Origin of the sequence: Cryobacterium sp. N22, from assembly GCF_002929555.1 — a bacterium.
GTDB lineage: Bacteria > Actinomycetota > Actinomycetes > Actinomycetales > Microbacteriaceae > Cryobacterium.
Genome location: NZ_PJJP01000039.1, coordinates 631,850 through 654,999, shown reverse-complemented (window position 1 = coordinate 654,999; position 23,150 = coordinate 631,850). Strand labels below are relative to the sequence as shown.

The window sequence follows — 23,150 nt, the reverse complement described above, 5'->3', positions numbered from 1 at the left end:
CTATTTCGAGACCGCGGGCACGGTGCCGACGCCCACGGTGATGAGGAGCTCGGTGCCGGCCGGCGCCTGGTCGCTGGAGCGCAGCACGGAGCCGCCCGGCAGCTGCACGATGGCGTAGCCGCGGTCCAGGGTGCCCTGGGGGGAGAGGGCGCGCAGCTGGGAGCGCAGCTCGACCACGCTGGAGCCGGCACGTTCGAGGGTGCGGTGCATCAGCTCGGTGCCGCGTGCGACGTACCGGGTGAGGTCCTGGGACCGGGTGTCGATGATCCAGTCGGCGCCGGCGAGCACCGGCCGGCTGCGCAACTGGCCGAGCCTGTCGACCTCGGTGGCGAGGAGGCTGGTGAGGCGGCTGCTCAGGCGCGCCCGCGCCTGCTGCACCCGGTTGAGCTCGTCGGAGACGTCGGGCACGACCCGCTTCGCCGCGTCGGTGGGGGTGGAGGCGCGGAGGTCGGCGACGTCGTCGAGCAGCGGCCGGTCGGCCTCGTGGCCGATCGCGCTGACCACCGGGGTGGTGCAGGCCGCGACGGCGCGCACGAGTGACTCGTCGCTGAAGCCGAGCAGGTTCTGGAAGTCGCCACCGCCGCGGGCGACGATGATGACGTCCACCTCGGGGTCGGCATCCAGCTGCCGGATGGCCGCGGTGACCTCACCGACCATCCGGTCGCCCTGCACGGCGGCGTGCACAACCCTGAAGTCCACGGCCGGCCAGCGCAGCTGGGCGTTGCGGAGCACGTCTTTCTCGGCGTCGGAGTCCTTGCCGGTGACCAGGCCGATGCGGTGCGGCAGGAACGGCAGCGATCGTTTGTGGGACACGTCGAAGAGACCTTCGGCCTTGAGCTGCGCGCGCAGGCGTTCGAGTCGTTCGAGCAGGTCGCCGAGACCTACGTGGCGCAGCTCGAAGACCTGCATCGTGAGGGTGCCGCCCTTGACCCAGTAATTGGGCTTGACCAGCGCGATCACCCGGTCGCCCTGCTTGAAGTCACCGGTCAGCCTGGCCTTCACCGACGACCAGACCGTGAAGCTCACCGTCGCATCCACCGAGAGGTCCTTGAGCTTGCCGTAGACGTTGCCGCCGCTGGCGCCCCACTGCACGATCTCGCCCTCCACCCAGGCGGTGCCGAGCCGTTCGATGTAACCGCGGATCTTGTTGGAAAGCACTGCGACGGGCCAGGGGGCGTCGACGGTGGGCGGCTCGTTGCCCGCGGCGGGCATCGTGACTGCGTTCATGGGGCTCCTGAATCTGGGTCTGAGTCTGCGTGTGCGGATGCCGGGATCTCGTTCAGACGCTCTGCTCAGACGCGCCCGCTTAGACTGTTCGGGTGAGTACCAGTACTAATGCGCCCGTGATCGGCCTTGGCATGCCCAGAATTCCAAGCCTGCACAACAGGCTCAAGGATACCCCGGTGGAGGGGCCGAAAAAGGTGCTGCTCGCGGCCCCGCGCGGCTACTGCGCCGGCGTGGACCGGGCCGTCATCGCCGTGGAGAAGGCCCTCGAACTGTACGGGGCCCCCGTCTACGTGCGCAAGCAGATCGTGCACAACACCCACGTGGTGAGCGAACTCGAGAAGAAGGGCGCCATCTTCGTCGAAGAAGTGGATGAGGTCCCCACCGGTTCGCACATCGTCTTCAGCGCGCATGGCGTGTCGCCGGCCGTGGTCAACGCCGCCGCCGCTCGTGGCCTGTCGGCCATCGATGCCACCTGCCCGCTCGTCACCAAAGTGCACCGCGAGGCGGTGCGCTTCGCTCGCGACGACTTCGAGATCTTGCTGATCGGCCACGAGGGCCATGAAGAGGTCGAGGGCACCGCCGGCGAGGCGCCGGAGCACACGACGCTGGTCGGCAGCCCCGACGAGGCCGACACGATCGTCGTGCGCGACCCGAACAAGGTGGTCTGGCTGTCGCAGACCACGCTGAGCGTCGACGAGACCATGGAAACCGTGCGCCGGCTGCGCGCCCGGTTCCCCAACCTGCAGGATCCGCCCAGCGACGACATCTGCTACGCCACCCAGAACCGTCAGGTGGCCATCAAGAAGGTCGCCCGCGACTCCGATCTGGTCATCGTGGTGGGGTCGGCGAACTCGTCCAACTCGGTGCGCCTGGTCGAGGTGGCGCTGGAATACGGCGCCAAGGCCGCCTACCGGGTGGACTACGCCAACGAGGTGAAGCAGGAGTGGCTCGACGGCGTGAACACCGTGGGCGTCACGAGCGGGGCATCCGTGCCGGAGGAGCTCGTGGAGGAGCTGCTGCGCGACCTGGCCGGCGCCGGTTACGGCGACGTTGAACAGGTCAAGACCGCCGAGGAAGACCTGCTCTTCTCGCTGCCCAAGGAACTGCGCAAGGACCTGCAGGGCAAGACCGACGCGCGTGCGCTCGGCGGCAGGGTCAGCCGGCCGGAGTAGAAGGCGTTACGGCTGGCTGAGGTACTCGAGCAACGCCGGGTCGCCGGCGAGCACGACACCCACGGCCGCGACGAGCAGCACGAACGCGACGACGCCGCCGATGATCGGAACGTAGAACGCGCGGCGGCCGCGCAGCAGCAGCAGGATCGATGAGACGGCCGCGGCCACCCAGACCACGGCCTGGCCGATGCTGCCGGCGCTGATGATCGCGGTGACGGAGTCCGTCACGGCGTACTCGCCCAGTTCGGCCTGTGCATAGAGCATGGCCCAGGCCTGCGGCAGGCTGCCGAGCATCGAGATGGTGAAGTAGGCGCCGATCAGCCCGAAGACCAGCAGGCTGATGGTGAGGGGCCGGTCCCAGGCCGGAGCCGTTCCCGGCTTCGCGGAGACCGGCCGTTCGGCCGATCCCCACGCAGCCCGGGCGGGTGTCGCCGTGGTGGAAACGACGGCAGAGGCCGCAGGAACGGGTTCGTCCTGCGGCGGGGTCCAGGTCCAGCCCTCCGGAGCCAGCTCGCCGTAGCGGGGCTGGGGGCGGTAGTCCACCGGCGGGGTTACCGCCGGGGTCTGGTCTGGAGCGTTCTCTGCCATCGTCATCCGGTTGTTTCTTCTAGCTGTTCGAGTGCCCGGCGGAACCGAGCTGGCGGGTGGCCTGGGCGACGCGAGCGGCCATGGCCGTCTCGGCAACCTTGCCCCAGGCGCGCGGGTCGTACAGCTTCTTGTTTCCGACCTCACCGTCGACCTTGAGCACGCCGTCGTAGTTCTTCAGCATGTAGTCGGCGATGGCGCGGGTGAACGCGTACTGGGTGTCGGTGTCGACGTTCATCTTCACGACACCGTTGGCGACGGCTTCGGCGATCTCGGCGTCGGTCGAGCCCGAGCCACCGTGGAAGACGAGGTCGAGGGGCAGCGCGCTGGTGCCGTACTTGGCGGCGACGCTGGCCTGGATCTCCTTCAGGAGCTCCGGACGCAGCTTGACGTTGCCGGGCTTGTAGACGCCGTGCACGTTGCCGAAGGTGAGGGCAGCCATGTAGCGGCCCTGGTCGCCGAGGCCGAGGGCCTCGATCATCTTGACGGTGTCGTCGAAGGTCGTGTACAGGTTGTCGTTGATGTCGCCCTCAACGCCGTCTTCTTCGCCGCCGACGGCGCCGATCTCGACCTCGAGGATGGCGTTGATCGCCTGGGTGCGCTTGATGATGCCCTTGGCGATCTCGAGGTTCTCATCGAGCGCGATGGCCGAGCCGTCCCACATGTGCGACTGGAAGATCGGGTTGAAGCCATCGGCGACGGCGGTCTCGGAGGCCGAGATGAGGGGCAGGACGAAGTCGTCCAGCGCGCCCTTGGGGCAGTGGTCGGTGTGCAGGGCCACGGTGACGGGGTAGTTGTCAGCAACGGCGTGCGCGAACTTGGCGAACGCCAGGGCGCCGGCGGCACGGTTCTTGACGGTGTGACCGGCGAAGTAGTCGGCGCCACCGGTGGTGACCTGGATGATGCCGTCGGAGCCGGCTTCGGTCAGGCCCTGGAGAACGGCGTTGATGGACTGCGAGGAGGAGACGTTGAATGCGGGGTACGCGAACCCCTTCGACTTGGCCTTGTTCAGCATTTCGGCGTATTGGTCTGGGGTTGCGATGGGCATTGCTTCTCCTCGAAATCGAGCGGGGGTGTCCGTCAAGTGTAGCGAGGGCTGCTGTGTGAGCGCTCGGGGTCCAAGGTCCCGCTCTAGGCGCGCTGGGTATGCTGGCCGGGTACCGGCGAAGTTCCGGCTCAGTCCCTCAGCAACCCACATACGATCTCGAAGGACACCAATACACAGTGACTACTGAACACGATTCCCTCTACCTCCACCCCGACCGCAGCCTCGGCATGGAGCTGGTGCGGGCCACCGAGGCCGCCGCCATCCGCGCCGTGCCGTTCATCGGCCGCGGCGACAAGAACGCCGCTGACGGCGCCGCCGTCGACGCCATGCGCAAATTCCTCGGCACTGTCGATTTCGACGGCGTCGTGGTCATCGGTGAGGGTGAGAAGGACGACGCGCCGATGCTTTTCAACGGCGAGCACGTCGGCAGCGGCCGCGGCCCCTCCTGCGACATCGCGGTGGACCCCATCGACGGCACCTCGCTTACCGCCAATGGGCGCCAGAACGCTCTGAGCATGATCGCCGTCGCCGACCGGGGCAGCATGTACGACCCCAGCGCCGTGTTCTACATGGACAAGATCGTCACCGGTTGGGAGGGCCACGGTGTTGTGGACCTGCGCCAGCCGATCGGCGAGAACATCCGCGCCCTGGCGAAGGCCAAGGGCAAGGACGTGTCCGACATGACCATCGCCATCCTCGACCGGCCCCGGCACGCCGGCCTCATCGACGAGGTGCGCGCCGCGGGCGCCGGTACCCGGTTGATGCTCGACGGCGACGTGGCCGGCGGCATCAACGCGGCCATCACCGAGACCCGGATCGACATGTGCGTCGGCATCGGCGGCACCCCGGAGGGCATCATCACCGCTTGCGCGCTGAAGGCGCTGGGCGGCTTCATCCAGGCCAAGCTGCACCCCAAGGACGACGAGGAGGCCCAGCGGGCCATCGACGCCGGCCACGACCTCGACCGCATCCTGGGCGTGAACGACCTCGTCACCAGCGACAACACCTATTTCGTCGCCACCGGCGTCACCGACGGCCAGCTGGTCGGCGGCGTGCGCAAGATGGGTCCGAAGATCCGCACCGAGTCGATCGTGCTGCGCGGCAGCACCGGCACCATCCGCCGGGTCGTGGCGGAGCACCTCGCGGAGAAGTGGCTCTAGGCGCCCTGCCCGGTACTACTACTCCACGATGATGCCCAGCTGCGCCGCGAGCAACGGAGCGAGCAGCGCGAGCTGGGCGTCGTCGATGGTGGCGCCCTTGAGCCCCTCCAGGCTGTGGATGGCCGAGAAGTCGCTGGAGCGGAGGTCCACGTCGTTGAGCCGTGCGCCGGCCACGTCGAGGGTGCCGATGCGGCAGTCGCGCAGTTCGAGCCGTTGCACCGTGGCGCTGGAGAGGTCGAGTTCGTCGATGATGCAGTTGGAGATGAGCACATCGGTCAGGGTGGCGTTGCGCAGGTTGACGAAGTCCAGCTTCGAGCCGTCCAGCTGCACGCTGCGCAGGTTGGAGTCGTACAGCTCGACCGAGCCGAGCCTGGAATGCTCGACGCGCACGTCGCGCCAGCTCGATCGTGGTGCGCTGAAGACCGCCGCGTGCAGTTCGGTGGCGATGCACTCGTTCCAGGTGCTGCCACGCAGCACGGTGGTGTTCAGGTCGACGCCGTGGAACTCGCACTCCGCGAACCGGGTGCCGGTGAAGTCCCGGCCGGAGAAGTCCACCCGGCTGTAGCGTTCGGCTTCCCGGTCGTCACCGCGGCCCACCAGGGCTCCGTCGTTGTCCTGCAGGTTGTCGAGGAGGATCCGGTCGAGCTGGGGTCCGCGGCGCTTGGACCGGGCCGGTGTCCTGGCCATCAGGAGGCAGGCTCGGCGACGGGCTCGAGCAGGAACACCGGGATGACCCTGTCGGTCTTGACCTGGTAGTCGGCATAGTCGGGGTACGCCAGCACGGCGCGCTCCCACCAGAGGGCCTTCTCGTCGCCGGTGATCTCCCGGGCGATCATGTCGCGTCGGACCGGGCCGTCCTGCACCTCGACCAGCGGATGCGCGAGCACGTTGGCGTACCAGACCGGGTTCTTCGGGCTGCCGCCGAGTGAGGCGACCGCGGCGTACCGGCCGTCGTGTTCGACGCGCATGAGCGGAGCCTTGCGGATCTTGCCGGACTTGGCGCCGAGGGTGCTCAGCACGATCACGGGCATCCCGCGCATGGTGGTGCCCGTGGTGCCGCCGGAGGTCTCGTACAGCTCGACCTGGTCGCGGACCCACTTCTCGGGGCTGGGCTCGTACTCTCCGTGCAGGGGCATGGCAGCTATCTCTCTCTTGGGGTGAATCGGGGGTGGCGCGGTGCGTATCGCGGAATGTAACGCCAGAGGACGCCGGCACCGACCAGGCCCACGACCCCCATCACACCGCTGGCCACTGACAGCGAGATCACCGCGGTGATGCCGGCGACGGCCAGGGGAGCGGCGGCGCTGCCGAAGTCGGCCGTGAACCGCCACGCGCCCAGGAACGGGGCCGGGCCGCCGGCCGGTGCCAGGTCGGCGCCCAGGGTCATCAGCAGGCCGCTGCCGATCCCGTTGGCCAGGGACAGGAACATGGCCACGGCGATGAACCACGCCACATTCTCCGGCAGGTCGTGGGTGAAAGCGAGGGCGAGCAGGCCCACCCCCAGCCCGATCATCGACGGGATCGCGGTCCACATGCGCCCGAACCGGTCCATGATCTGGCCGCTGGCGTAGAACAGCGCGAAGTCGATACCACCGGCGATGCCGATGATGAGTGCGGTGTCGGGTTCGTTGATGCCGATGCTGACCGCCCAGAGCGGCAGAAGCACCGTGCGGGTGGCCCGCATCGCACCGACCAGTCCCGCGCCGGTGCCCAGCCGCAGCAGCACACCCCGGTAACGCCAGATGGTGCTGAACAGGCCCGCGGTCTCCACGGCGGCGGTGGTGGGAGTGGTCTTCGCGAAGGTGATCGTCGGATCCGGCAGCAGCATGAGCACGAGGGCGGCGGCCACACAGCAGACGATGAACACCCAGAAGACGGCGGTGGTGCTGCCGGTGAGGTGGATGACCCCGGCCGCGAGGAACGGGCCGACGAACCAGCCGGCCCGGAAGACGCCGCCGAGGGTCGACAGTGCCCTGGCCCGGTAGGCCACGGGCACGTAGCTGGTCATGAAGGCGTGCCGGGCCAGCGCGAACACGGCCGTGGCCAGGCCGATCAGGAAGATGCCCACCAGCAGGACGATCGGGTTGGGGGCGATGATGCAGACCAGCACGGCGATGATCGCCAGCAGCGACGCCCCGATCATCGAGTTGCGTTCGCCGATGCGGGACACCACCGCGCCGCTGGGGATGTCGCCGACGAGTTCACCGACCATGACCATGGCCGCGATGAAGCCGGCGAAGGCCAGCGACGCGCCGAGACCGTCGGCCACCAGGGGGATCAGCGGGATCATCGCACCCTCGCCGATCGAGAAGAGCAGCGTGGGCAGGAACGCGGCCAGAGCCACTCCCCGGAGGCTGAAGGGGCGCTCGGTGCTCATCCGTTCGATGTTACCTCTCGCCCGGTAGGCTGGATTCCACAATGATTGAGCTGGATTTCTCTGAGCAGATCGCCGCGCTGCGGGCCACGTTTGACGACATCCGGTCGGTGATCGACATCGACAGGCTGAAGCTGGACATTGCCGAGCTGAGCGACCAGGCGGGTGCCCCCGACCTGTGGAATGACTCCGAGCACGCCCAGAAGGTGACCAGCGAGCTCAGCCACCGCCAGTCGGAGCTCAAACGCATCGACAGCATCGAGTCGCGTCTCGACGACCTCGAGGTGCTGGTGGAGCTGGCCAACGCCGAGGGCGACCAGGAATCGGCCGATGAAGCCACGGCCGAACTGCGCAGCGTGCAGAAGGTGCTCGGCGACCTCGAGGTGCACACCCTGCTCAACGGCGAGTTCGACCCGAACCCGGCCGTGATCACCATCCGGGCCGGGGCCGGTGGCGTGGACGCCGCCGACTTCGCCGAGATGCTCCTGCGCATGTACCTGCGCTGGGCCGAGCAGCACGACTACACCACCAACGTGCTCGACGTGAGCTACGCCGAAGAGGCCGGCATCAAGTCCGCCACGTTCGAGGTGAACGCGCCGTACGCGTTCGGCACCCTCAGCGTCGAGGCCGGCACGCACCGCCTGGTTCGGATGAGCCCGTTCAACTCCGCCGGCAAGCGCCAGACCTCCTTCGCCGCCGTCGAGGTGGTTCCGCTGATCGCCCAGGCCGAGGCCGTGGAGATCCCCGACAACGACATCCGCGTGGACGTGTTCCGCTCCAGCGGCCCCGGCGGCCAGTCGGTGAACACCACCGACTCCGCCGTGCGCATCACCCACCTGCCCACCGGCCTGGTGGTGAGCTGCCAGAACGAGAAGAGCCAGATCCAGAACCGTGCGGCGGCGATGCGGGTGCTGGCGTCGCGGCTGCTGCTGCTGCAGCGTGAGCAGGAGGCGGCCACCAAGAAGGAATTCGCCGGCATCATCACCGCCAGCTGGGGCGACCAGATGCGCAGCTATGTGCTCGCGCCGTACCAGATGGTCAAGGACCTGCGCACCGAGTACGAGGTCAACAACCCGTCCAACGTCTTCGACGGTGACCTCGACGGATTCATCGCCGCGGGCATCCGCTGGCGCAAGACCCCCACCGACTAGGGCCGCGAACCTTTGGACTTGCTGCTTGAGGCATGTCGCAAGTAGGTAAATCCCGGATGGCTGCCTAGGCTCGAAACGCCATGATCCGATTTGATCACATCACCAAGAAATATCCCGGTACGAACCGACCGGCCCTGAACTCAATCGACGTCGAAATTCTTCGCGGCGAGTTTGTCTTCCTGGTCGGAGCTTCGGGCTCGGGAAAGTCGAGCTGCCTTCGCCTGATGTTGAAGGAGGAGAAGCCGTCCAGCGGAAGCATTCACGTGCTCGGCCAGGACCTGCGCTCCATCTCCAACCGCAAGGTGCCCTACTTCCGTCGCAACCTCGGGGTGGTCTTCCAGGACTTCCGTCTGCTGCCGAACAAGACCGTCTACGACAACGTCGCGTTCAGCCTGCAGGTCATCGGTAAGTCCCGTGGGTACATCCAGGAGGCCGTGCCTGACACCCTGCAGATGGTGGGCCTGGCCGAAAAGGCGCAGCGTCTGCCGCACGAACTCTCCGGTGGTGAGCAGCAGCGCGTGGCGATCGCCCGCGCGATCGTGAACAAACCGCAGATCGTTCTCGCCGACGAGCCGACCGGAAACCTCGACCCCACCACCAGCGCCGAGATCATGTCGCTGCTGGCCCGGATCAACGCCGGCGGCACCACCGTGATCATGGCCACCCACGAGGCCGGCATCGTCGACAAGATGAAGCGCCGCGTGATCGAACTCGCCGCGGGGCAGATCGTTCGTGACGAGCGTCAGGGCGGCTACGCCACGGCGGCCATCCCCATGGTGCTGCCACCCGGCGAGCGGGCCGCGTCGCGGTCGTCGCGGATGCCGACCACGGGTGCGGCTCCGGCCGAGCCGCTGACCCATCCCGCGCCGGACGTGCTGCCTCAGGAGGTGGCATCGGCCGAGGTCGAGGCCGCAGCCGTTGCAGTGAACACCGCCCCGTCGGTGGAGCCGACGCCCGAACCGGCCCCGGTCATCGAACTGGCCGAGCCCGTTGCGGTCGTGGTTCCCACCCCGCCGGTCCCGGTCCCGGTCGTTGCCGAGCAGCCCGCGGCGGTTGACCGCCAGCCGGATGCTGACCGGTCCGAGCCCGAACAGGCGCCGGTTGAGCCGCCGACCTCCACAATGTCCAGGCCGGTGCTTCCGGTCACCCAGCACGACGAACCAGAACAGCTCACCCTGGCCGAGAAGCTCGGCCTGCGGGCTCCGGGCGAGAAGGCCGACCCCACCAGTGAGCAGAACGTAGGACCCACCCGATGAGACTCGGACTTGTGCTTTCCGAAGCATCCAACGGCCTGCGCCGCAACGCCTCCATGGTCGTATCGGTCGTGCTGGTCACGTTCATCTCGCTCACCTTCGTCGGTGCGGCGATCCTGATGCAGATGCAGATCGGCCAGATGAAGAACTTCTGGTACGACCGTGCACAGGTGGGCATTTACATGTGCACCGCCATCTCGCCGGGGGAGACCTGCACGGCGGGGGAGGCGTCCCAGGAGCAGATCGACTCGGTGGAGGCGCAGCTGGAGTCCCCGACTCTGGCGACCTTCATCGACAAGTACTACTTCGAGACGCACGAGCAGGCGTTCGAGAACTTCAAGACGCAGTTCGCGGGCAACCCCGTGGCCGACTATGTGACGGCCGAGCAGCTCAACCAGACCTTCTGGGTCAACCTCAACAACCCCGAGGACTCCGAGGTGCTGGTCGAGAGCCTGTCCGGCGTCGCCGGGGTGGAGAATGTCGCCGATCAACGCAAGTACCTCGATCAGATCTTCTCGGTGCTGAATGTGGCCAGCTACACCGCCATCGGCATCGCGTCGTTGATGCTCGTGGCGGCGGCCCTGCTGATCGCCACGACCATTCGGCTCTCGGCGTTCTCCAGACGCAAGGAGCTGGGCATCATGCGGCTGGTGGGTGCGTCGAACCGGTTCATTCAAACGCCGTTCATCCTCGAGGGTGTGTTCGCGGCGCTGCTGGGCTCGCTGCTGGCCGGTGGTGCGATCGTGGCGATCGTGCACTACTTCGTGCAGGGCTATCTGGGTGTCAGTCTCACCGGATTCGCCCTGGTCGGCCTCGACGATGCGTTCACCGTGGTGCCGATCCTGCTGGTGCTCGGCGCGGCGCTGGCCGCGGCGTCGGCCAACTTCGCGATCACCCGCTATCTGAAGGTCTGATCAGATCCACTAGACTGATGGGCTGCCCGGCGGTTGCCGGGCCGATTCACTGAACCGATCGAGGAGAATGCCGTGCCCAGGGAAAAAGGCGAGAAGGTCGTCGCGACCAATCGCAAGGCGCGCCACGACTACCTCATCGAGGATACGTACGAGGCCGGAATGGTGCTCAGCGGCACCGAGGTGAAGTCCCTGCGGGCCGGGCGGGCGTCCCTCGTCGACGGCTACGCGTTCATCGAGTCCGGTGAGGCGTGGCTGGACGCCGTGCACATCCCGGAGTACACCGCCGGCACCTGGACGAATCACCCGCCCCGTCGCAAGCGCAAGCTGCTGCTGCACAAGGCGGAGATCATCAAGATCAGCCACAAGACCAAAGAGGGTGGCTACACCCTCATCCCGCTGAAGATCTATTTCAGCGACGGCAAGGCCAAGGTCGAGATCGCGGTGGCCAAGGGCAAGAAGGAATTCGACAAGCGTCAGACCCTGCGCGAGCGCCAGGACAAGCGCGAGTCGGACCGCGCCATCTCCGCCCGCCGTAACCTCGGCGACTAGCTGAACCGAACCGAGCCGAGTCGACAGCGCACACTGCGGCTACTCGTCTTGTCTTCGGGTCTGGGGATCGTGCGTCCGGTGCTTTTCGGGGGTGCGCCACCTCCCGGTGGGGTCGACCCAGTGCGGGGCCTGCACCTGTGGCATCCCGGCCACCATCCGGATCTTCCACCCGCCGCTGTCGATGGTGTGGTGGTGGTACCAGCACAGCAGTACCCCGTTGCTCACGTTGGTCTTGCCGCCGGTCTGCCAGGGAATGACATGGTGCACCTCGGTCCATTGCGGTGGGCAGTCGCAGCCGGGGATGATGCAGCCGCCGTCGCGGGCTGTGATCATTTTGCGTTGCATCGGGGTGAAACAGCGGGCCTTGGAGCCCAGCCCGAGGACGGCGCCGTTTCCGCCGAAGAAGATGGGTTGGAAGCCGCCGTTGTCGATCATCTGGTTGATTGTCTTCATCGAGATCGGCCCGTCGACCCCGTCGATCCAGCCGACACCGGACTGCCGGAGGAGGTCGGCCGCGTTCACGTGCACCATCACCGCCGGGGGTGTGCCGCCCAGGGTCGGAGTGCGGGGATCCTGCGCCACCTGCACCAGGATGCCGCGGAGGATGTCGGCGCGCTTCTCGCCGCCGGTGCGTTCGTCGATCAGTTCGCCGGGCACGAGTTCACCGGCCTCGATGCGTTGCTGTACCTCCGCGGACGGGAACCGGGGTGCGGAGCGGGCGGACTGGAAGGTGTTGAACAGGTTCTGGATCACACCCTTGAGGTCCGGTGTCACGCCACCCCGCAGCGGGTAGAGGCCCCTGCTGAGCTCGCCGAAGGAGATGGTGGATTTGGCTTCCAGTTTGGTCGCGTTCGGGGCGAGACCGTCGGGGTTGAGCAATGCCTGCATCCGCACGGCCATGGGACGGAGGTCATCGGCCGGGTAGGTGAACCCGTCCGAGTCGCGGAGCCGACGGATCGGACCGGTGCACCCGGACCGGCTCCCACCGCCCGCGATCCCGGTGCCGGTGTCGCCGGGTCCGGGGATGCGGTCGAAGACCGACCCTGTCGCCCGCTCGACGAGGTTGACCTCGGCCGATTCGACGTCGGCCTGGTCGGCGTCAAAATGGCCGTGCACCTTGTAGTCGGTGAGCCCTTTCACGATGGCCTCAGCCGCATCCACCCCAAGCTCGCCGGCTTTCAGCGCGGCGGCAACCGCGGGGAATTCCGGCTCGAGCACCTGGCCACCCAGCACCCTCGGCGCCACCTTCTCACCCAACGCCAGCCGCCGTTTCATCTCCTGCCGCGACGCCAGGGTCAGCCGGACGAGCAGGTCGCTCTGGTGCGACGCACCCAACCGCCAGGCCATCGAGTCCCGGCCCAACCCGGGTCGCGACCGGTAGCCCACAACGGTCGCCGCGCCGACCCGGGCCGCATCCACCGGGCGGCCGGCGTGTTCGACCATCTGGGTGAAGGCCACCACCTCGGCGTCGCTGAGCGCGTCGAGGTCGATCGACTCCAGCACGGTCTGCACCATGCCCGCGGCGTCCTCGAGGACCCGGAGCTTGTCGCCGAAGGCGCCGGTGTGGGCGCGTTGGACCCCGGGCAGCTCGGCCGGATCCCGCCACTCGGGCTGCCCCTCGCTCGGGCCGCTACGCGGCTGACCGGGGTGGGTGCCGCGTGAACCACGGCGCCGAGCGCGGCCCTGAGCACCTCCGGCGGCGCCGGTTTCAGGGTCGGGTTCGGTGTCGGTGCTGCCTCTTGGGCTGGCGGCCTGCGGGCCGGCGATATCCGGCGCTGGGCCGGCCAGGCCGGTGTTCCAATCGTGGAGAGTCGAACCGGTGGGAGGAGTTCCCGTCGGTGCGGTGGAGCCAACCAGCTCGTCGTCCATAGCCTCATTCTCTCACGAATCGGAACTTTATGCGAGGAAATGTCAGCAATTCCTGGAACGACTATAGAAAGTCTTTTCGCCACAAAGAGGATTGCTCGCGGGTCTCGACAAGCTCGACCAGCGGAATGGGCGCGTTCCTTAGGACGGCGTGCGGGGTCTCGACAGGCTCGACCAGCGGAGGTGGGTGCGTCCGGCATCCGTCGCTAACGGGCCGGGCCGAAAGTGTTGTATCCTGAAAGGCCGTAGTGGTGAGCTGCAATGTTCGCCACTGCGGTTCTGGAAACAGGATTGGTAACTCAACAGCGTGTGACAACAACCGCGTTCTGCGCCGCTCATTGCGAGTCAGCAGCACGTGAACATGGGGATGATCGGTTTCGACATTGCCTGCGTAACTGTGAGAAGCGGGTCGAGGATGCAGGGTTAACTCGTTAACGATCTCTGCAAAACAATAAGTGCCAATTCAAACCGCACTGTCTCGCGTTCCGCTTTCGCCCTCGCGGCCTAAGTAGAACCACATTGAGACCGTCAGACCGGGAATGCTCTCTACCCGGATCCTGACGTCATTTAGAGAGATTGCTCCTATCCTGAGCCTCGGGGTATAGGGGGACTTAAACGAGGGCTGGGCTCGTCGGATCAGCTGCCAGTGGCAAGTTCCGGAGCCGAGTAGAACGTCTTCACTGGATACACCCGTAGAAGAAACATGACCACAGCAATGGACCGGGGTTCAATTCCCCGCATCTCCACCATTGGTTGTTGCCACACGCTGTTGACTGCCATCTCCAACACAAACGCCACCCCTCGAGGTGGCGTTTTGTGTAGCAGGATGCGCTCAGTCGGCCAGGAAGGGCTGATGCCGGTACCCGTCCAGGTCGAGGATGAGTGCGGACGACTCCGGCACCTCCACGAAGGCGCCGGGCAGATCGTTGAGCGGTTCCGAGACCACGACCTTCGCATTGTCGCCGAACGTGGCCAGTCGCTCCTGGTCGGGGTACATCTGGCGCAGTGCGGGGATGTCCGCCGAATGAAACAGCGACCGCGTGCGTCCCTGGGACGAGTAGCGGAAGGCCCACAGGGTGGCTCCGTCCGAGACGGCGATGGTGCCCTGCCAGGGAAGACGCACATCGTGGTCGTGGCCGACAGACTCGACGGTGCGGATGGCGCGCCCGATGGCGTCGATCGGGTCGTCGCGGAGACCATAGGTCAGCGCCAGATGAAAGAGCACCTCGGAGTCAGTTGTGCCGAGCACGTTCGGGTACAGCGACGGGTCGATCGCCATCGTCAGGTCGCGCCTGAGCTCGCGCCACCCCGCGATGGCACCGTTGTGCATGAACATCCAGTTCTCATAGCGATACGGGTGACAGTTCGTCTGCTGGATCGGCGGTGCGGTTGCCGCGCGAACGTGGGTGAAGAAGAGCGGGCTGGTGATCGACCGGGTGAGTTCTCGCAGGTTCGCGTCGTTCCAGGCGGGTTCGATGCTGTGGAAGAGCGCCGGTTCGGTGCCCTGCGGGGCGCCCGTTGGATACCAGCCGAAGCCGAAGCCGTCACCGTTCACGGTCTCGGCCCCGAGGGGAGAGTTCAGTGATTGCGCGACGATCGAGTGCTTGGCGTCAAGCACGATCGTCGAGGGACGCAGTGGTTCCCCGAGGTACGCCAGCCATCTGCACATTCGTCCTTCTCCCATCCGGCACGGCCGCGGTGGCGCGCACGCGACCATTGTGCACCTGTCCGCGGCGGACGGCCCGGAACCCGCAACACGGTGCCGCAGACCCCCATGGAAGGCCCTTGACCCCCATGCGGGGAGAGGCCACACTCGTCGCAGACGGTTCACACTGTCGTGATCCGACGGCGACGGGAGAGGTCATCGTGGCTACCTTCGGCATCGAAGAAGAGTTCCAATTCCTCGATCCTGACACCCTGTTCCCAGTGGACGTGGGCGCCCAGGTATTCGCGCGCCTGTCCGCGATGCCCCAGTGGCGCGATGTGACGCACCGGGAGTTCCTGGCCTCGCAGATCGAGCATGCCTCGGCGGTGTTCGAGCAGATGGACGACGCCCACACTGCCGTGACGGGCTTCCGACGCGCGGTCGCTGAGCAAGCGGCCGAACTCGGTGTGATGGTGGCGAGTATCGGCACCCCGCCCGACACGACGCCGTTCCCCTCGATCACCGACACGGAGCGCTACCAACGCATCGTGCGTACCATGGACGCCGTGATCGCCGACCACCAGGTGAGCGGACTGCACGTGCACGTCGGCATCCCGAGCCGGGAGGCGGGGGTGATCGTCCTGAATGCGGTGCGGCCCTGGTTGCCGCTCTTCACGGCCATAGCCTCGAACTCGCCGATGTGGCGAGGGCAGGACACCGGGCATGACAGCTGGCGCACGGTTTTGCTGCGCCGGTGGACGACCTCGGGCTGCCCGCCGGCGTTCCTCGACGCCGCGGACTACGACCGGCGGATAGCGCGGCTGCTGGGCATCGGCGGCACCGTCGACCTGGGTGTGATCATGTGGGATGTGCGGCTGTCGGAGCACCTGCCCACGATCGAGTTCCGGGTGGCCGACGCGCAGCTGAGCGCGCAGACCACGCTGTTCATCACCGCACTCTGCCGCGCGTTCGTGGCGCATTCGCTCGGGGCGCCGGACGCGCAGGCCGCCGCCGCGACCGCGTCCGCCCAGATGCCGTCCGAACTTCTCTCCGCTGCCTTGCTGCACTCGGCCCATCACGGGATGGGCCAGCAGGTCTTTGATCCGCTGCGCGGCGGGCTGGCCCCGGCGCACGCGTGCCTCCGCCGATTCGTGCGGATGCTCGAGCCCGAGCTCGTCGAGTTGGGCGACGCCGAGTTGGCGCGAGAGGCGAAGGCGCGCCTGCGGGTCGAGGGCACCGGTGCGGCGCAGCAGCGTGCCGCCTTCCAGCGGGGCGGACGGCCGGAACTGCGGCGACTGCTCACCAGAACAATGAGCCCGGTTCGGGGCGACGAGTGGGTCACGGTGGCCGCGGGAGCGGTCCTCGGCTGACCCTAGATCGTCTGTTCTGCCCGCGAACCTGCGCGCGAACCTGACGACGAGCTGGCCCCGGTGGCGACCGGATGCGGCAGCCGGGTGTCAGCGGGCACCACGAGGGGTGTGCCGGTGAGCGGGTCGCTGATGACGACATTGGCCAACCCGAAGACCTCGGCGACCAGCTCGGCGGTGATGGTCGTGCGGGGAGGGCCTTGGGCAACGATTCGGCCGTCCTGCATGGCGATGATGTTGGAGGCGTACCGCGCGGCATGGTTGAGGTCGTGGAGCACGGCCACGATGGTGCGGCCTTGGCCGTTGAGGTCGTGGAGCAGGTTGAGCACCTCGATCTGGTGCGCGATGTCGAGGTACGTGGTGGGCTCGTCGAGCAGGATCAGCGGCGTCTGCTGGGCGAGGACCATGGCAATCCACACGCGTTGCCGCTGTCCGCCGGAGAGCTCGTCCACGGGCCGGGTCGCCAGGTCGGCGACATTGGTGACCCGAAGCGCATCCGTCACGGCCGACTCGTCGGCTGCGGACCACTGGCGCAACAGGCGCTGGTGGGCGTAGCGACCGCGGGCGACCAGCTCGGCCACGGTGATGCCCTCCGGCGACACGGCGCCCTGCGGCAACAGGCCGAGGCGGCGGGCCGTGTCCTTTGCCGAGTACAACGCGATGTCCCGGCCGTCGAGCAACACGGTTCCCGCCGACGCGGGCAGCAGCCCGGCCGCGGCGCGCAGCAGCGTGGACTTGCCGCAGGCGTTGGGCCCGATGATCACGGTGAATGATCCGGGCGGCACCGCGACGCTCAGGTCGTCGATGACGCTGCGGCGGTCGTACCGCACGCCGAGGCCGACGGCCTGTAGGGGCGAGTCGGGAGGGCCGGTTGGTGAGCTCATGCTCTTCTCCTGGATTCGTGGATGAGGAGCCAGACGAGGTAGCCGCCGCCGAGAACGACGGTCACCACCCCCACGGGCACGGTCAGGGGCACCACATGCTGGGCGATCAGGTCGGAGCCGAGCAGCAACGCCCCGCCGACGACCCCGGTCGTGACGAAGGGGATGCCGGGGGACCTGGTGAGGCGGCGGGTGATCTGGGGTGCGGCGAGTGCCACGAAGGCGATCGGCCCGGCGACGGCAGTGACCACGCTCACCAGGCACACGGCGAGGGCGATTGCGGCGAGCCGGGCCCGTCCCACGGCCACCCCGGTGGCGGATGCGGCGTCGTCGCCGAGGTCGAGTTGCCGTACGGCGGGCGTGACCAGGGGCAGCAGCGCCAGCAGCACCACGATGCAGATTCCCGCCGGCACCGCTGTCGCGGCGGTGACGCTGTTCAGGGTGCCGGCACCCCAGGCCGACGCGAAGAGGGCGGTCTCCAGTTCCACCCGCAGCAGCATCCAGGTGTTGACCGAGGCGAGCATGGCCGAGATGCCGATGCCCACCACGATGAAACGGAAGCCGTGCAGTCCGCCGCGGTAGGCGAGCAGGTAGATGACGACGGCCGCCACCAGGCCGCCGATCAAGGATCCGGCGGTGAGCAACGGCCAGCTGCCGCCGAGCATGAGGAGGGCGACGAGCATTCCGGTGAAGGATCCGTTCGCCAGTCCGATGATGTCGGGGCTCGCCAGTGGGTTGCGGGTGACGGTCTGAAAAATGGCGCCGGCCACAGCCAGGGCGGCACCGAACAGCACGGCGGCGATTGCGCGCGGCAGCCGCCACTCCAGCACCACTATGCGCGGCAGAGCGTCGACCTGGCCGGTGAAGACTCCGACGACCTCGGCCAGCGTCATCGGGAAGTCGCCCAAGGCCAGGGCGAGCAGCGCGAGGAACACCGTGGCCAGGGCAACCACCGCACCGACCAGGGCGGAGCGCAGCCCGATGACGATACTGAGGCCCCGGATACCCACCACCACACGCCGTCGCCCGACGTCGAGGGCGCTCACAGCGCGGTCACCGTTCGGCGGCGCACCAGCGCGATCAGCACCGGGGCGCCCGCGAAAGCCGTCACGACGCCGACGGGCATCTCGCTCGGGAGCACCGCAATGCGGCCGAGCACGTCGGAGAGCAGCACGAGCACCGGGCCCAGCAGCATCGAGCCGAGCACGATGTGCCGCTGGTCGGTGCCGAGGGTCCACCGCACCAGGTGCGGCACGACCAGGCCGACGAACACGAGGGGCCCGGCCACGGCGGTGGCGCTGCCGGCCAGCAGCGTGACCGCCGCGAGCACGACCAGCTGGATGCGCCGCACGCTGACGCCCTGGGACCGGGCCACGTCGGACCCGAGCGCTATCGAGTTGAGCCCGGACGCGGCGCCCAGCGCCAGGGCCAGGCCCACCAGCACGAGCGGAAGCACCGGCAGCACCACGTCGAATCCGCGTTCCAGCAGGCTCCCGGCGCTCCAGCCGCGCATCCGGTCGAAGGCGTCGGGGTGGGTGAGGGTGAGCCCCGTGGTGAGCCCGGCGAAGACGGCGCCGATCGCCACGCCGGTCACCGTCAACCGCACGGGACCGGCCGCCTGGCCGCCGGCCGAACCGATCGCGTAGGCCGCGACCGTGAGAACGAGCGCCCCGGCGCAGGCGAGCCAGACGTGACCGAGCGGGCTGGTCACCCCGAAGAAGGTGATGCCGACGGCCACGACAAACGCGGCGCCCGCGTTGACGCCCAGGATTCCGGGGTCGGCGAGCGGGTTGCGGGTGAAGGCCTGCATGAGCGCGCCGGCGACGCCGAGCGCTGCGCCCACCACGAGTCCGGCCGCCGTGCGCGGTATCCGCTGGTCCCAGACCACAAATCGGGACTCGGCGGTGCCGCCCCCGAGGACGGTGTCGAGCACCGTGCCCGGGGCCATCGGATTGGCGCCGACGACCACCGAGAGCGCCACGGCGACGAGGAGCCCGACCACTGCCGCGCCGATCCAGGCCGCCCGGGTGGTCCCTCGGCCCACCCGAACCGCCGGCGCGACAATGGTCCCCACGGCTATTTCGAACCGGCCAGGATGCGGTCGATGTCGTCGAGCACCGTCATGCCGCCGAGCGGTCCGACGCCGGTGATCCAGAATGACTGGTCAACGACGTTCAGCCCGGGGAAGGATGCCGTGTTGGTTCGGATCGAGTCGGGCACGAGGGTGTCGTCGGTCACGTCGGTCGCCGATACGAGAACCAGGTCGGCCTGGGCCTCGAGCACGCGTTCGGGGGAGATGTCAACCGAGATCGACTCCTCCCAGTCGCGGTCAGGGATGGTCAACCCGGCGCACTCGAGAGTGCTCCCGGCGAATGAGGTGGGTCCGTACAGGGTGAGGATGCCGTCACGCGGGCGCACGAACTGGGCGGTCATGCCCGACGTGTCATAGGTCTCGGCGATTTCGGCGCAGCGGTCGTCGTACTCGGCGAGGAGCCTGTCGGCGCCCGCTTCGTCGCCGAGCGCGCGGGCAACCAGGGCGACGTTGTCGGTCCACGGGTCGGTCTGGCTGGCCATGAACACCGTCGGCGCGATGGACGAGAGCTGGTCGTAGAGCGCGGAGTGGCGCGACTCCGTGCCGAGGATAAGGTCCGGCTTCAGCGCCGCGATCTTCTCGATCGACGGTTCCGGCACGGTTCCCACCGTGGCGATCCCCGCCGCGGCGTCGCCGAGGTAGGCCGGCACACCCGCCGCTTCGTTCAACACGGCCGCGCCGACCGGGATGACGCCGAGCGCCACGGTGGTGTCCAGCTGCACAGGCTCCAGCACCACGACCCGCTGCACGGTGTTGGGAACCTCGGTCTCGCCGCGCGCGTGCTCGACGAGATGGGTGCCGGCGTCCGCCGTCGACGGGGTGTCCGAAGCACCCGCCGAGGGTGATGTCGTCGCGGTGCATCCGGTCACGGCGAACGCCACGACAACGGGCAGGGCGAGCGCGGCGAGGAATCGTCGTGACCGGTGCGGGGAAAGGGGCAGGCGCACGAGGGCGTCCTTTCGACAGGGGAGATGGCGATGACTATCGCGAATGGTTAGCTTAGCCTGTCCTAAGTTCCCGACCCGGTCGGGGCGTCCCGCGCACGGTCGTTCCAGTAGCCCTGGGCGTGTACCCGCTCCGGGGTGATCCCGGTCCGATGGAGCAGGTCGCGCAGCTGGGCGACCTGGCTGCTTTCCGTGGCCAGCCAGGCATAGAAGTCGTCACCCATTGCGGATGCGCCGGCTCCCGCGCCACGGCTCCACACCTCGACGGGCCGCAGGAGCGCAGACCCCTCGTCGGTCGAGCCGCGCCGGTGCACGGTCACGGCGTGACTCTGGAGGTCGCGGGTGAGCCAGGCGGCGTCCATCGGATCACCGGCTTCCAGAAATATCGTGGCCCTGACCAAGGGGTGCATGGCGGAGACGATGCCGCGGATGGCGGGAAACGCGGTCTCGTCGCCGGCCAGCAGCACCCGGGTGGCCACTCCGGGCGACCATTGGATTCCGTGCCGATTCTCGCTCAGCCTGCTGCTGGGCCCGGAGACGAGCAGCCGCTGGCCCGCCCTGGCGGACACGGCCCAGGCGCTTGCCGGGCCGGGCCTGGCGTGCACGTAGAAGTCGAGGTCGACCTCGCGCTGATCCGGTCGCACCGCGCTGGTCGTGTAGCTGCGGAGCGCCGGCCGGTCAGCGGCCGGGAGGTCCCGCCAGCGCCGGCGCCACTCCGATTCGTGCAGCTGCTCGTCGGCGAAGGCGGCCGGGTACGGGCCGGCCGGCACCAGGATCTTGATGCGCTGGTCGAGGCCGTGCGCCGCGAACCGATTGAGGTGGGCGCCCGTCAGCGTGATGCGCAGGAAGCCGGGGGAGAGCCGGCGGACCTGCCGCACCTCGGTGTCGAAGAGCGCGTTGGCCGAGGAGTGGAAGGGGGCCGGCATTACGCGTCGGAGGCGCTGCCGGGCCACAGCCGCAGCCCGACCGAGGTGCCGATCGCCTCGCGCTGGCCGCCGGAGTGCACGATTTCGGTGCCGTGCACGGTGAGCTGGCTCGCGTGCGCGCGCAGCGCATCCGTCACAACGGTGAGGTGCTGAGGCAGGTCGAACCATTCGCCGCCGGGGGTGGGAGCCTCCAGCACCTCGGCGAAGGCGGTGCCGGTGACGGCGCACGCTGCGCGGGCGGCATCGTGGGCACGCACGTGGTCTGGATGACCGTAACCACCGCCGTCGTCGTAGCTGACCACGAGGGCCGGCCGCAGCCCCATGATCAGGGCCGCGACATCGGCGGTGACTTCCGCCAGCGGGGCCACCGAGAGGGCGTCGTCGGCGGCGTCGTCCGCCGGCCCGGCCAGGCCGGGGCGAATCCACACCATGCCGGAGTCGCGGTAACGGCGGGGCTCGAGGCCGTCGACCCTGGCGGGTGGCTCACCGAGCCAGAACCGTTCGGTGATCCCCAGAATGCCCGCGGCCCGTTCGAGCTCCCGGTCCCGTTCCAGAGCCAGTTCCTCGGTGCCGGCCAGTGCCGTGAGCGGCCCGTCGACGACCTCGCCGCGTTCACCACGTGAACAGGTGAGCAGGAACACCCGGCTGCCCCTGGCGACGAACTCGGCGATGAGCGCGCCGGTGGAGATGGTCTCGTCGTCGGGGTGGGCGTGCACGAACAGCACCGACCGCCGGCCGTCGAGCAGGCTCACGCGCAGACCGGTACCGGCAGCAGGGCGCAGTAGACGTCGAGCAGGGACGCGGCCGAGCGCGGCCAGTCGAAGGTCTCGGCGCGCGCGCGGGCCGCCAGCGACAGGCGCCGGGCCAAGGCGGGGTCCGAGAGCACGTCGGTGAGCGCATCCGCCCAGACCTGCGGATCGCGCGACTCGATGAGCAGCCCGGTGTCGCCGTCGAGCACGGCTTCGCGCAGTCCGCCGGTGCCCTGGGCGACGACGGGAACACCGCTGGCGGCGGCCTCCAGCGCCACGAGACCGAAGGTCTCGGAGTGTGAGGGAACCAGCACCACCCGGGCGCCGCGGAGCAGGGCCGCCAGGTCGACGCGGGACCGTGGCCCGACGAAGCGCACCCCGTCCTTGATGCCATGCTGGGCGGCGAGCCTGGTGAGTTCGTCGATGTAGCCGTCGTAGTCGGCCGAGGCGTCACCCGCGATCACGAGCTCGGGCCTGAGGTGAGCCGGCACGGCGGCGATGGCCTCGATGGCCAGGTCGAGGCCCTTGAGCGGCTGCAGGCGCCCGGCGACCACCGCGTAGCCCCGGTCAGCGGTGGCCCGGCGGGGCGCTCCGGCTGCGACGGCGGTGAGTGGGTGGAAGAGAGAGCCGTCCACGCCGGGCGGCACGATTGCGATGCGGTCCATCGACCCGCCGAGCCGCCGCACGACGGTGTCGGCCTCGGCGGCGCTCACGGCTACGATCAGGTCGGATTCCCGGGCCAGCCAGGCTTCTCCGGCCATCCGTCCGCCGGACTCGGGGCGCTCGCCCGCCGACAACGGGGTGGCCTCGTCGGCGGCGATGGAGTGGAAGCTCTGCACGTGCGGCACGCCCAGCTCGCGGGCCAGGGGCAGCATCGCCATGCCGGAGAACCAGTGATGCGAGTGGATGACGTCCCACGGGCCGAGCTCGGCGGCCTGCGCGCGGAATTCGTCGATGAACCCCTCGTGGTCGCCCTTGGGCACCGAGCGGAGCGGTCCGGCGTCGAGGTAGCGCAGGGTGACACCGGCGCCCAAACGCCGGGCGGCGGGCATCTCGGGGGAGGAGCGACGGGTGAGGATCTCCACGTGATGACCCAGGGCGGCCATGGCCTCGGCCTGGTGCCGCACCACCACATTCATACCGCCGGCGTCCCCCGAACCGGGCTCGGCACCGGGGGAGGTGTGCAGGGAAACCAGGGCGATACGCAGGGGATCTGTAGCAGGGGACACTACAGAATCTTATGACAC

General features: G+C 68.5%; 22 protein-coding genes and 1 other RNA gene. 8 read left to right on the top strand and 15 right to left on the bottom strand.

The window, feature by feature from the left end:
- The gene (gene xseA, locus CXY76_RS18545; RefSeq protein WP_233200030.1) at window positions 1-1,227 is read right to left on the bottom strand and encodes an exodeoxyribonuclease VII large subunit; all 1,227 of its coding nucleotides are present in this window, start codon (window positions 1,225-1,227) and stop codon (window positions 1-3) included.
- Between the two features lie 131 nt (window positions 1,228-1,358).
- Here xseA and CXY76_RS18540 point away from each other — a divergent pair, with 131 nt between their 5' ends.
- A complete protein-coding gene (locus tag CXY76_RS18540; RefSeq protein ID WP_104167432.1) occupies window positions 1,359-2,399 on the top strand; it encodes a 4-hydroxy-3-methylbut-2-enyl diphosphate reductase in 1,041 nt (346 codons plus the stop codon).
- A 6-nt stretch (window positions 2,400-2,405) separates the two neighbouring features.
- On the opposite strand, the gene CXY76_RS18535 is transcribed toward CXY76_RS18540, so the two are convergent.
- Entirely contained in the window at window positions 2,406-2,993 is a 588-nt protein-coding gene (locus CXY76_RS18535; protein ID WP_104167093.1) for a DUF6264 family protein, read from the bottom strand.
- A 13-nt stretch (window positions 2,994-3,006) separates the two neighbouring features.
- A complete protein-coding gene (gene fbaA / locus CXY76_RS18530; RefSeq protein WP_104167091.1) occupies window positions 3,007-4,032 on the bottom strand; it encodes a class II fructose-bisphosphate aldolase in 1,026 nt (341 codons plus the stop codon).
- Between the two features lie 227 nt (window positions 4,033-4,259).
- Here fbaA and glpX point away from each other — a divergent pair, with 227 nt between their 5' ends.
- A complete protein-coding gene (glpX, locus tag CXY76_RS18525; protein WP_199190380.1) occupies window positions 4,260-5,192 on the top strand; it encodes a class II fructose-bisphosphatase in 933 nt (310 codons plus the stop codon).
- An 18-nt stretch (window positions 5,193-5,210) separates the two neighbouring features.
- Here glpX and CXY76_RS18520 read toward each other — a convergent pair whose 3' ends face one another.
- Genes CXY76_RS18520 through CXY76_RS18510 form a run of 3 tightly spaced genes read right to left on the bottom strand, consistent with a single transcriptional unit; the run spans window position 5,211 to window position 7,569 of the window.
- On the bottom strand, window positions 5,211-5,879 hold the full coding sequence (locus CXY76_RS18520) for a pentapeptide repeat-containing protein (protein ID WP_104167087.1): 669 nt from the start codon (window positions 5,877-5,879) through the stop codon (window positions 5,211-5,213).
- Entirely contained in the window at window positions 5,879-6,328 is a 450-nt protein-coding gene (locus CXY76_RS18515) for a nitroreductase family deazaflavin-dependent oxidoreductase (RefSeq protein ID WP_104167085.1), read from the bottom strand. The genes CXY76_RS18520 and CXY76_RS18515 overlap by 1 nt, the downstream gene beginning before the upstream one ends.
- Window positions 6,329-6,333: 5 nt before the next feature.
- On the bottom strand, window positions 6,334-7,569 hold the full coding sequence (locus CXY76_RS18510) for an MFS transporter (protein WP_104167083.1): 1,236 nt from the start codon (window positions 7,567-7,569) through the stop codon (window positions 6,334-6,336).
- A gap of 41 nt (window positions 7,570-7,610) precedes the next feature.
- Here CXY76_RS18510 and prfB point away from each other — a divergent pair, with 41 nt between their 5' ends.
- From prfB to smpB, 4 genes are all read left to right on the top strand, one after another.
- Window positions 7,611-8,717 (top strand): peptide chain release factor 2, encoded by a 1,107-nt coding sequence (gene prfB, locus CXY76_RS18505; RefSeq protein ID WP_088456692.1) that lies wholly within the window; start codon window positions 7,611-7,613, stop codon window positions 8,715-8,717.
- An 80-nt stretch (window positions 8,718-8,797) separates the two neighbouring features.
- Window positions 8,798-9,973 carry a cell division ATP-binding protein FtsE gene (gene ftsE, locus CXY76_RS18500; protein ID WP_104167081.1) on the top strand — a complete coding sequence of 392 codons (1,176 nt, stop codon included), beginning with the start codon at window positions 8,798-8,800 and terminating at the stop codon, window positions 9,971-9,973.
- Entirely contained in the window at window positions 9,970-10,884 is a 915-nt protein-coding gene (gene ftsX / locus CXY76_RS18495) for a permease-like cell division protein FtsX (RefSeq protein ID WP_104167079.1), read from the top strand. Before ftsE ends, ftsX begins: the two co-directional genes overlap by 4 nt.
- 72 nt (window positions 10,885-10,956) lie before the next feature.
- Window positions 10,957-11,433: an SsrA-binding protein SmpB gene (gene smpB, locus CXY76_RS18490; RefSeq protein ID WP_104167077.1), complete on the top strand. Its 477-nt coding sequence runs from the start codon at window positions 10,957-10,959 to the stop codon at window positions 11,431-11,433.
- A gap of 39 nt (window positions 11,434-11,472) precedes the next feature.
- Here smpB and CXY76_RS18485 read toward each other — a convergent pair whose 3' ends face one another.
- Window positions 11,473-13,302, bottom strand: coding sequence for an HNH endonuclease signature motif containing protein (locus tag CXY76_RS18485; RefSeq protein ID WP_104167075.1), 1,830 nt, complete (start codon window positions 13,300-13,302; stop codon window positions 11,473-11,475).
- Window positions 13,303-13,662: 360 nt separating this feature from the next.
- Between CXY76_RS18485 and ssrA the strand changes: the two genes are divergently transcribed.
- Window positions 13,663-14,048: a transfer-messenger RNA gene (gene ssrA / locus CXY76_RS18480) on the top strand.
- An 83-nt stretch (window positions 14,049-14,131) separates the two neighbouring features.
- On the opposite strand, the gene CXY76_RS18475 is transcribed toward ssrA, so the two are convergent.
- Complete coding sequence (locus CXY76_RS18475) at window positions 14,132-14,968, bottom strand: class II glutamine amidotransferase (RefSeq protein ID WP_104167073.1); 837 nt, start codon at window positions 14,966-14,968, stop codon at window positions 14,132-14,134.
- Window positions 14,969-15,165: 197 nt separating this feature from the next.
- Between CXY76_RS18475 and CXY76_RS18470 the strand changes: the two genes are divergently transcribed.
- Window positions 15,166-16,314: a YbdK family carboxylate-amine ligase gene (locus tag CXY76_RS18470; protein WP_158253942.1), complete on the top strand. Its 1,149-nt coding sequence runs from the start codon at window positions 15,166-15,168 to the stop codon at window positions 16,312-16,314.
- A gap of 2 nt (window positions 16,315-16,316) precedes the next feature.
- Here the strand turns inward: CXY76_RS18470 and CXY76_RS18465 are convergent, their stop codons facing one another.
- The 7 genes from CXY76_RS18465 to CXY76_RS18435 form a co-directional block, all read right to left on the bottom strand.
- Window positions 16,317-17,195 carry an ABC transporter ATP-binding protein gene (locus CXY76_RS18465; RefSeq protein WP_104167069.1) on the bottom strand — a complete coding sequence of 293 codons (879 nt, stop codon included), beginning with the start codon at window positions 17,193-17,195 and terminating at the stop codon, window positions 16,317-16,319.
- The gene (locus tag CXY76_RS18460) at window positions 17,192-18,238 is read right to left on the bottom strand and encodes an iron chelate uptake ABC transporter family permease subunit (RefSeq protein ID WP_104167067.1); all 1,047 of its coding nucleotides are present in this window, start codon (window positions 18,236-18,238) and stop codon (window positions 17,192-17,194) included. Before CXY76_RS18460 ends, CXY76_RS18465 begins: the two co-directional genes overlap by 4 nt.
- Window positions 18,235-19,266 (bottom strand): iron ABC transporter permease, encoded by a 1,032-nt coding sequence (locus CXY76_RS18455; RefSeq protein ID WP_233200028.1) that lies wholly within the window; start codon window positions 19,264-19,266, stop codon window positions 18,235-18,237. The genes CXY76_RS18460 and CXY76_RS18455 overlap by 4 nt, the downstream gene beginning before the upstream one ends.
- A gap of 2 nt (window positions 19,267-19,268) precedes the next feature.
- Window positions 19,269-20,231, bottom strand: coding sequence for an ABC transporter substrate-binding protein (locus tag CXY76_RS18450; RefSeq protein ID WP_104167063.1), 963 nt, complete (start codon window positions 20,229-20,231; stop codon window positions 19,269-19,271).
- 62 nt (window positions 20,232-20,293) lie between these two features.
- Window positions 20,294-21,154, bottom strand: a complete 861-nt coding sequence (locus CXY76_RS18445; RefSeq protein WP_104167061.1) for a siderophore-interacting protein — start codon at window positions 21,152-21,154, stop codon at window positions 20,294-20,296.
- Window positions 21,154-21,906, bottom strand: coding sequence for a PIG-L family deacetylase (locus CXY76_RS18440; protein ID WP_233200026.1), 753 nt, complete (start codon window positions 21,904-21,906; stop codon window positions 21,154-21,156). Before CXY76_RS18440 ends, CXY76_RS18445 begins: the two co-directional genes overlap by 1 nt.
- A complete protein-coding gene (locus CXY76_RS18435; RefSeq protein ID WP_104167057.1) occupies window positions 21,903-23,132 on the bottom strand; it encodes a glycosyltransferase in 1,230 nt (409 codons plus the stop codon). Before CXY76_RS18435 ends, CXY76_RS18440 begins: the two co-directional genes overlap by 4 nt.
- Window positions 23,133-23,150: the final 18 nt, after the last annotated feature.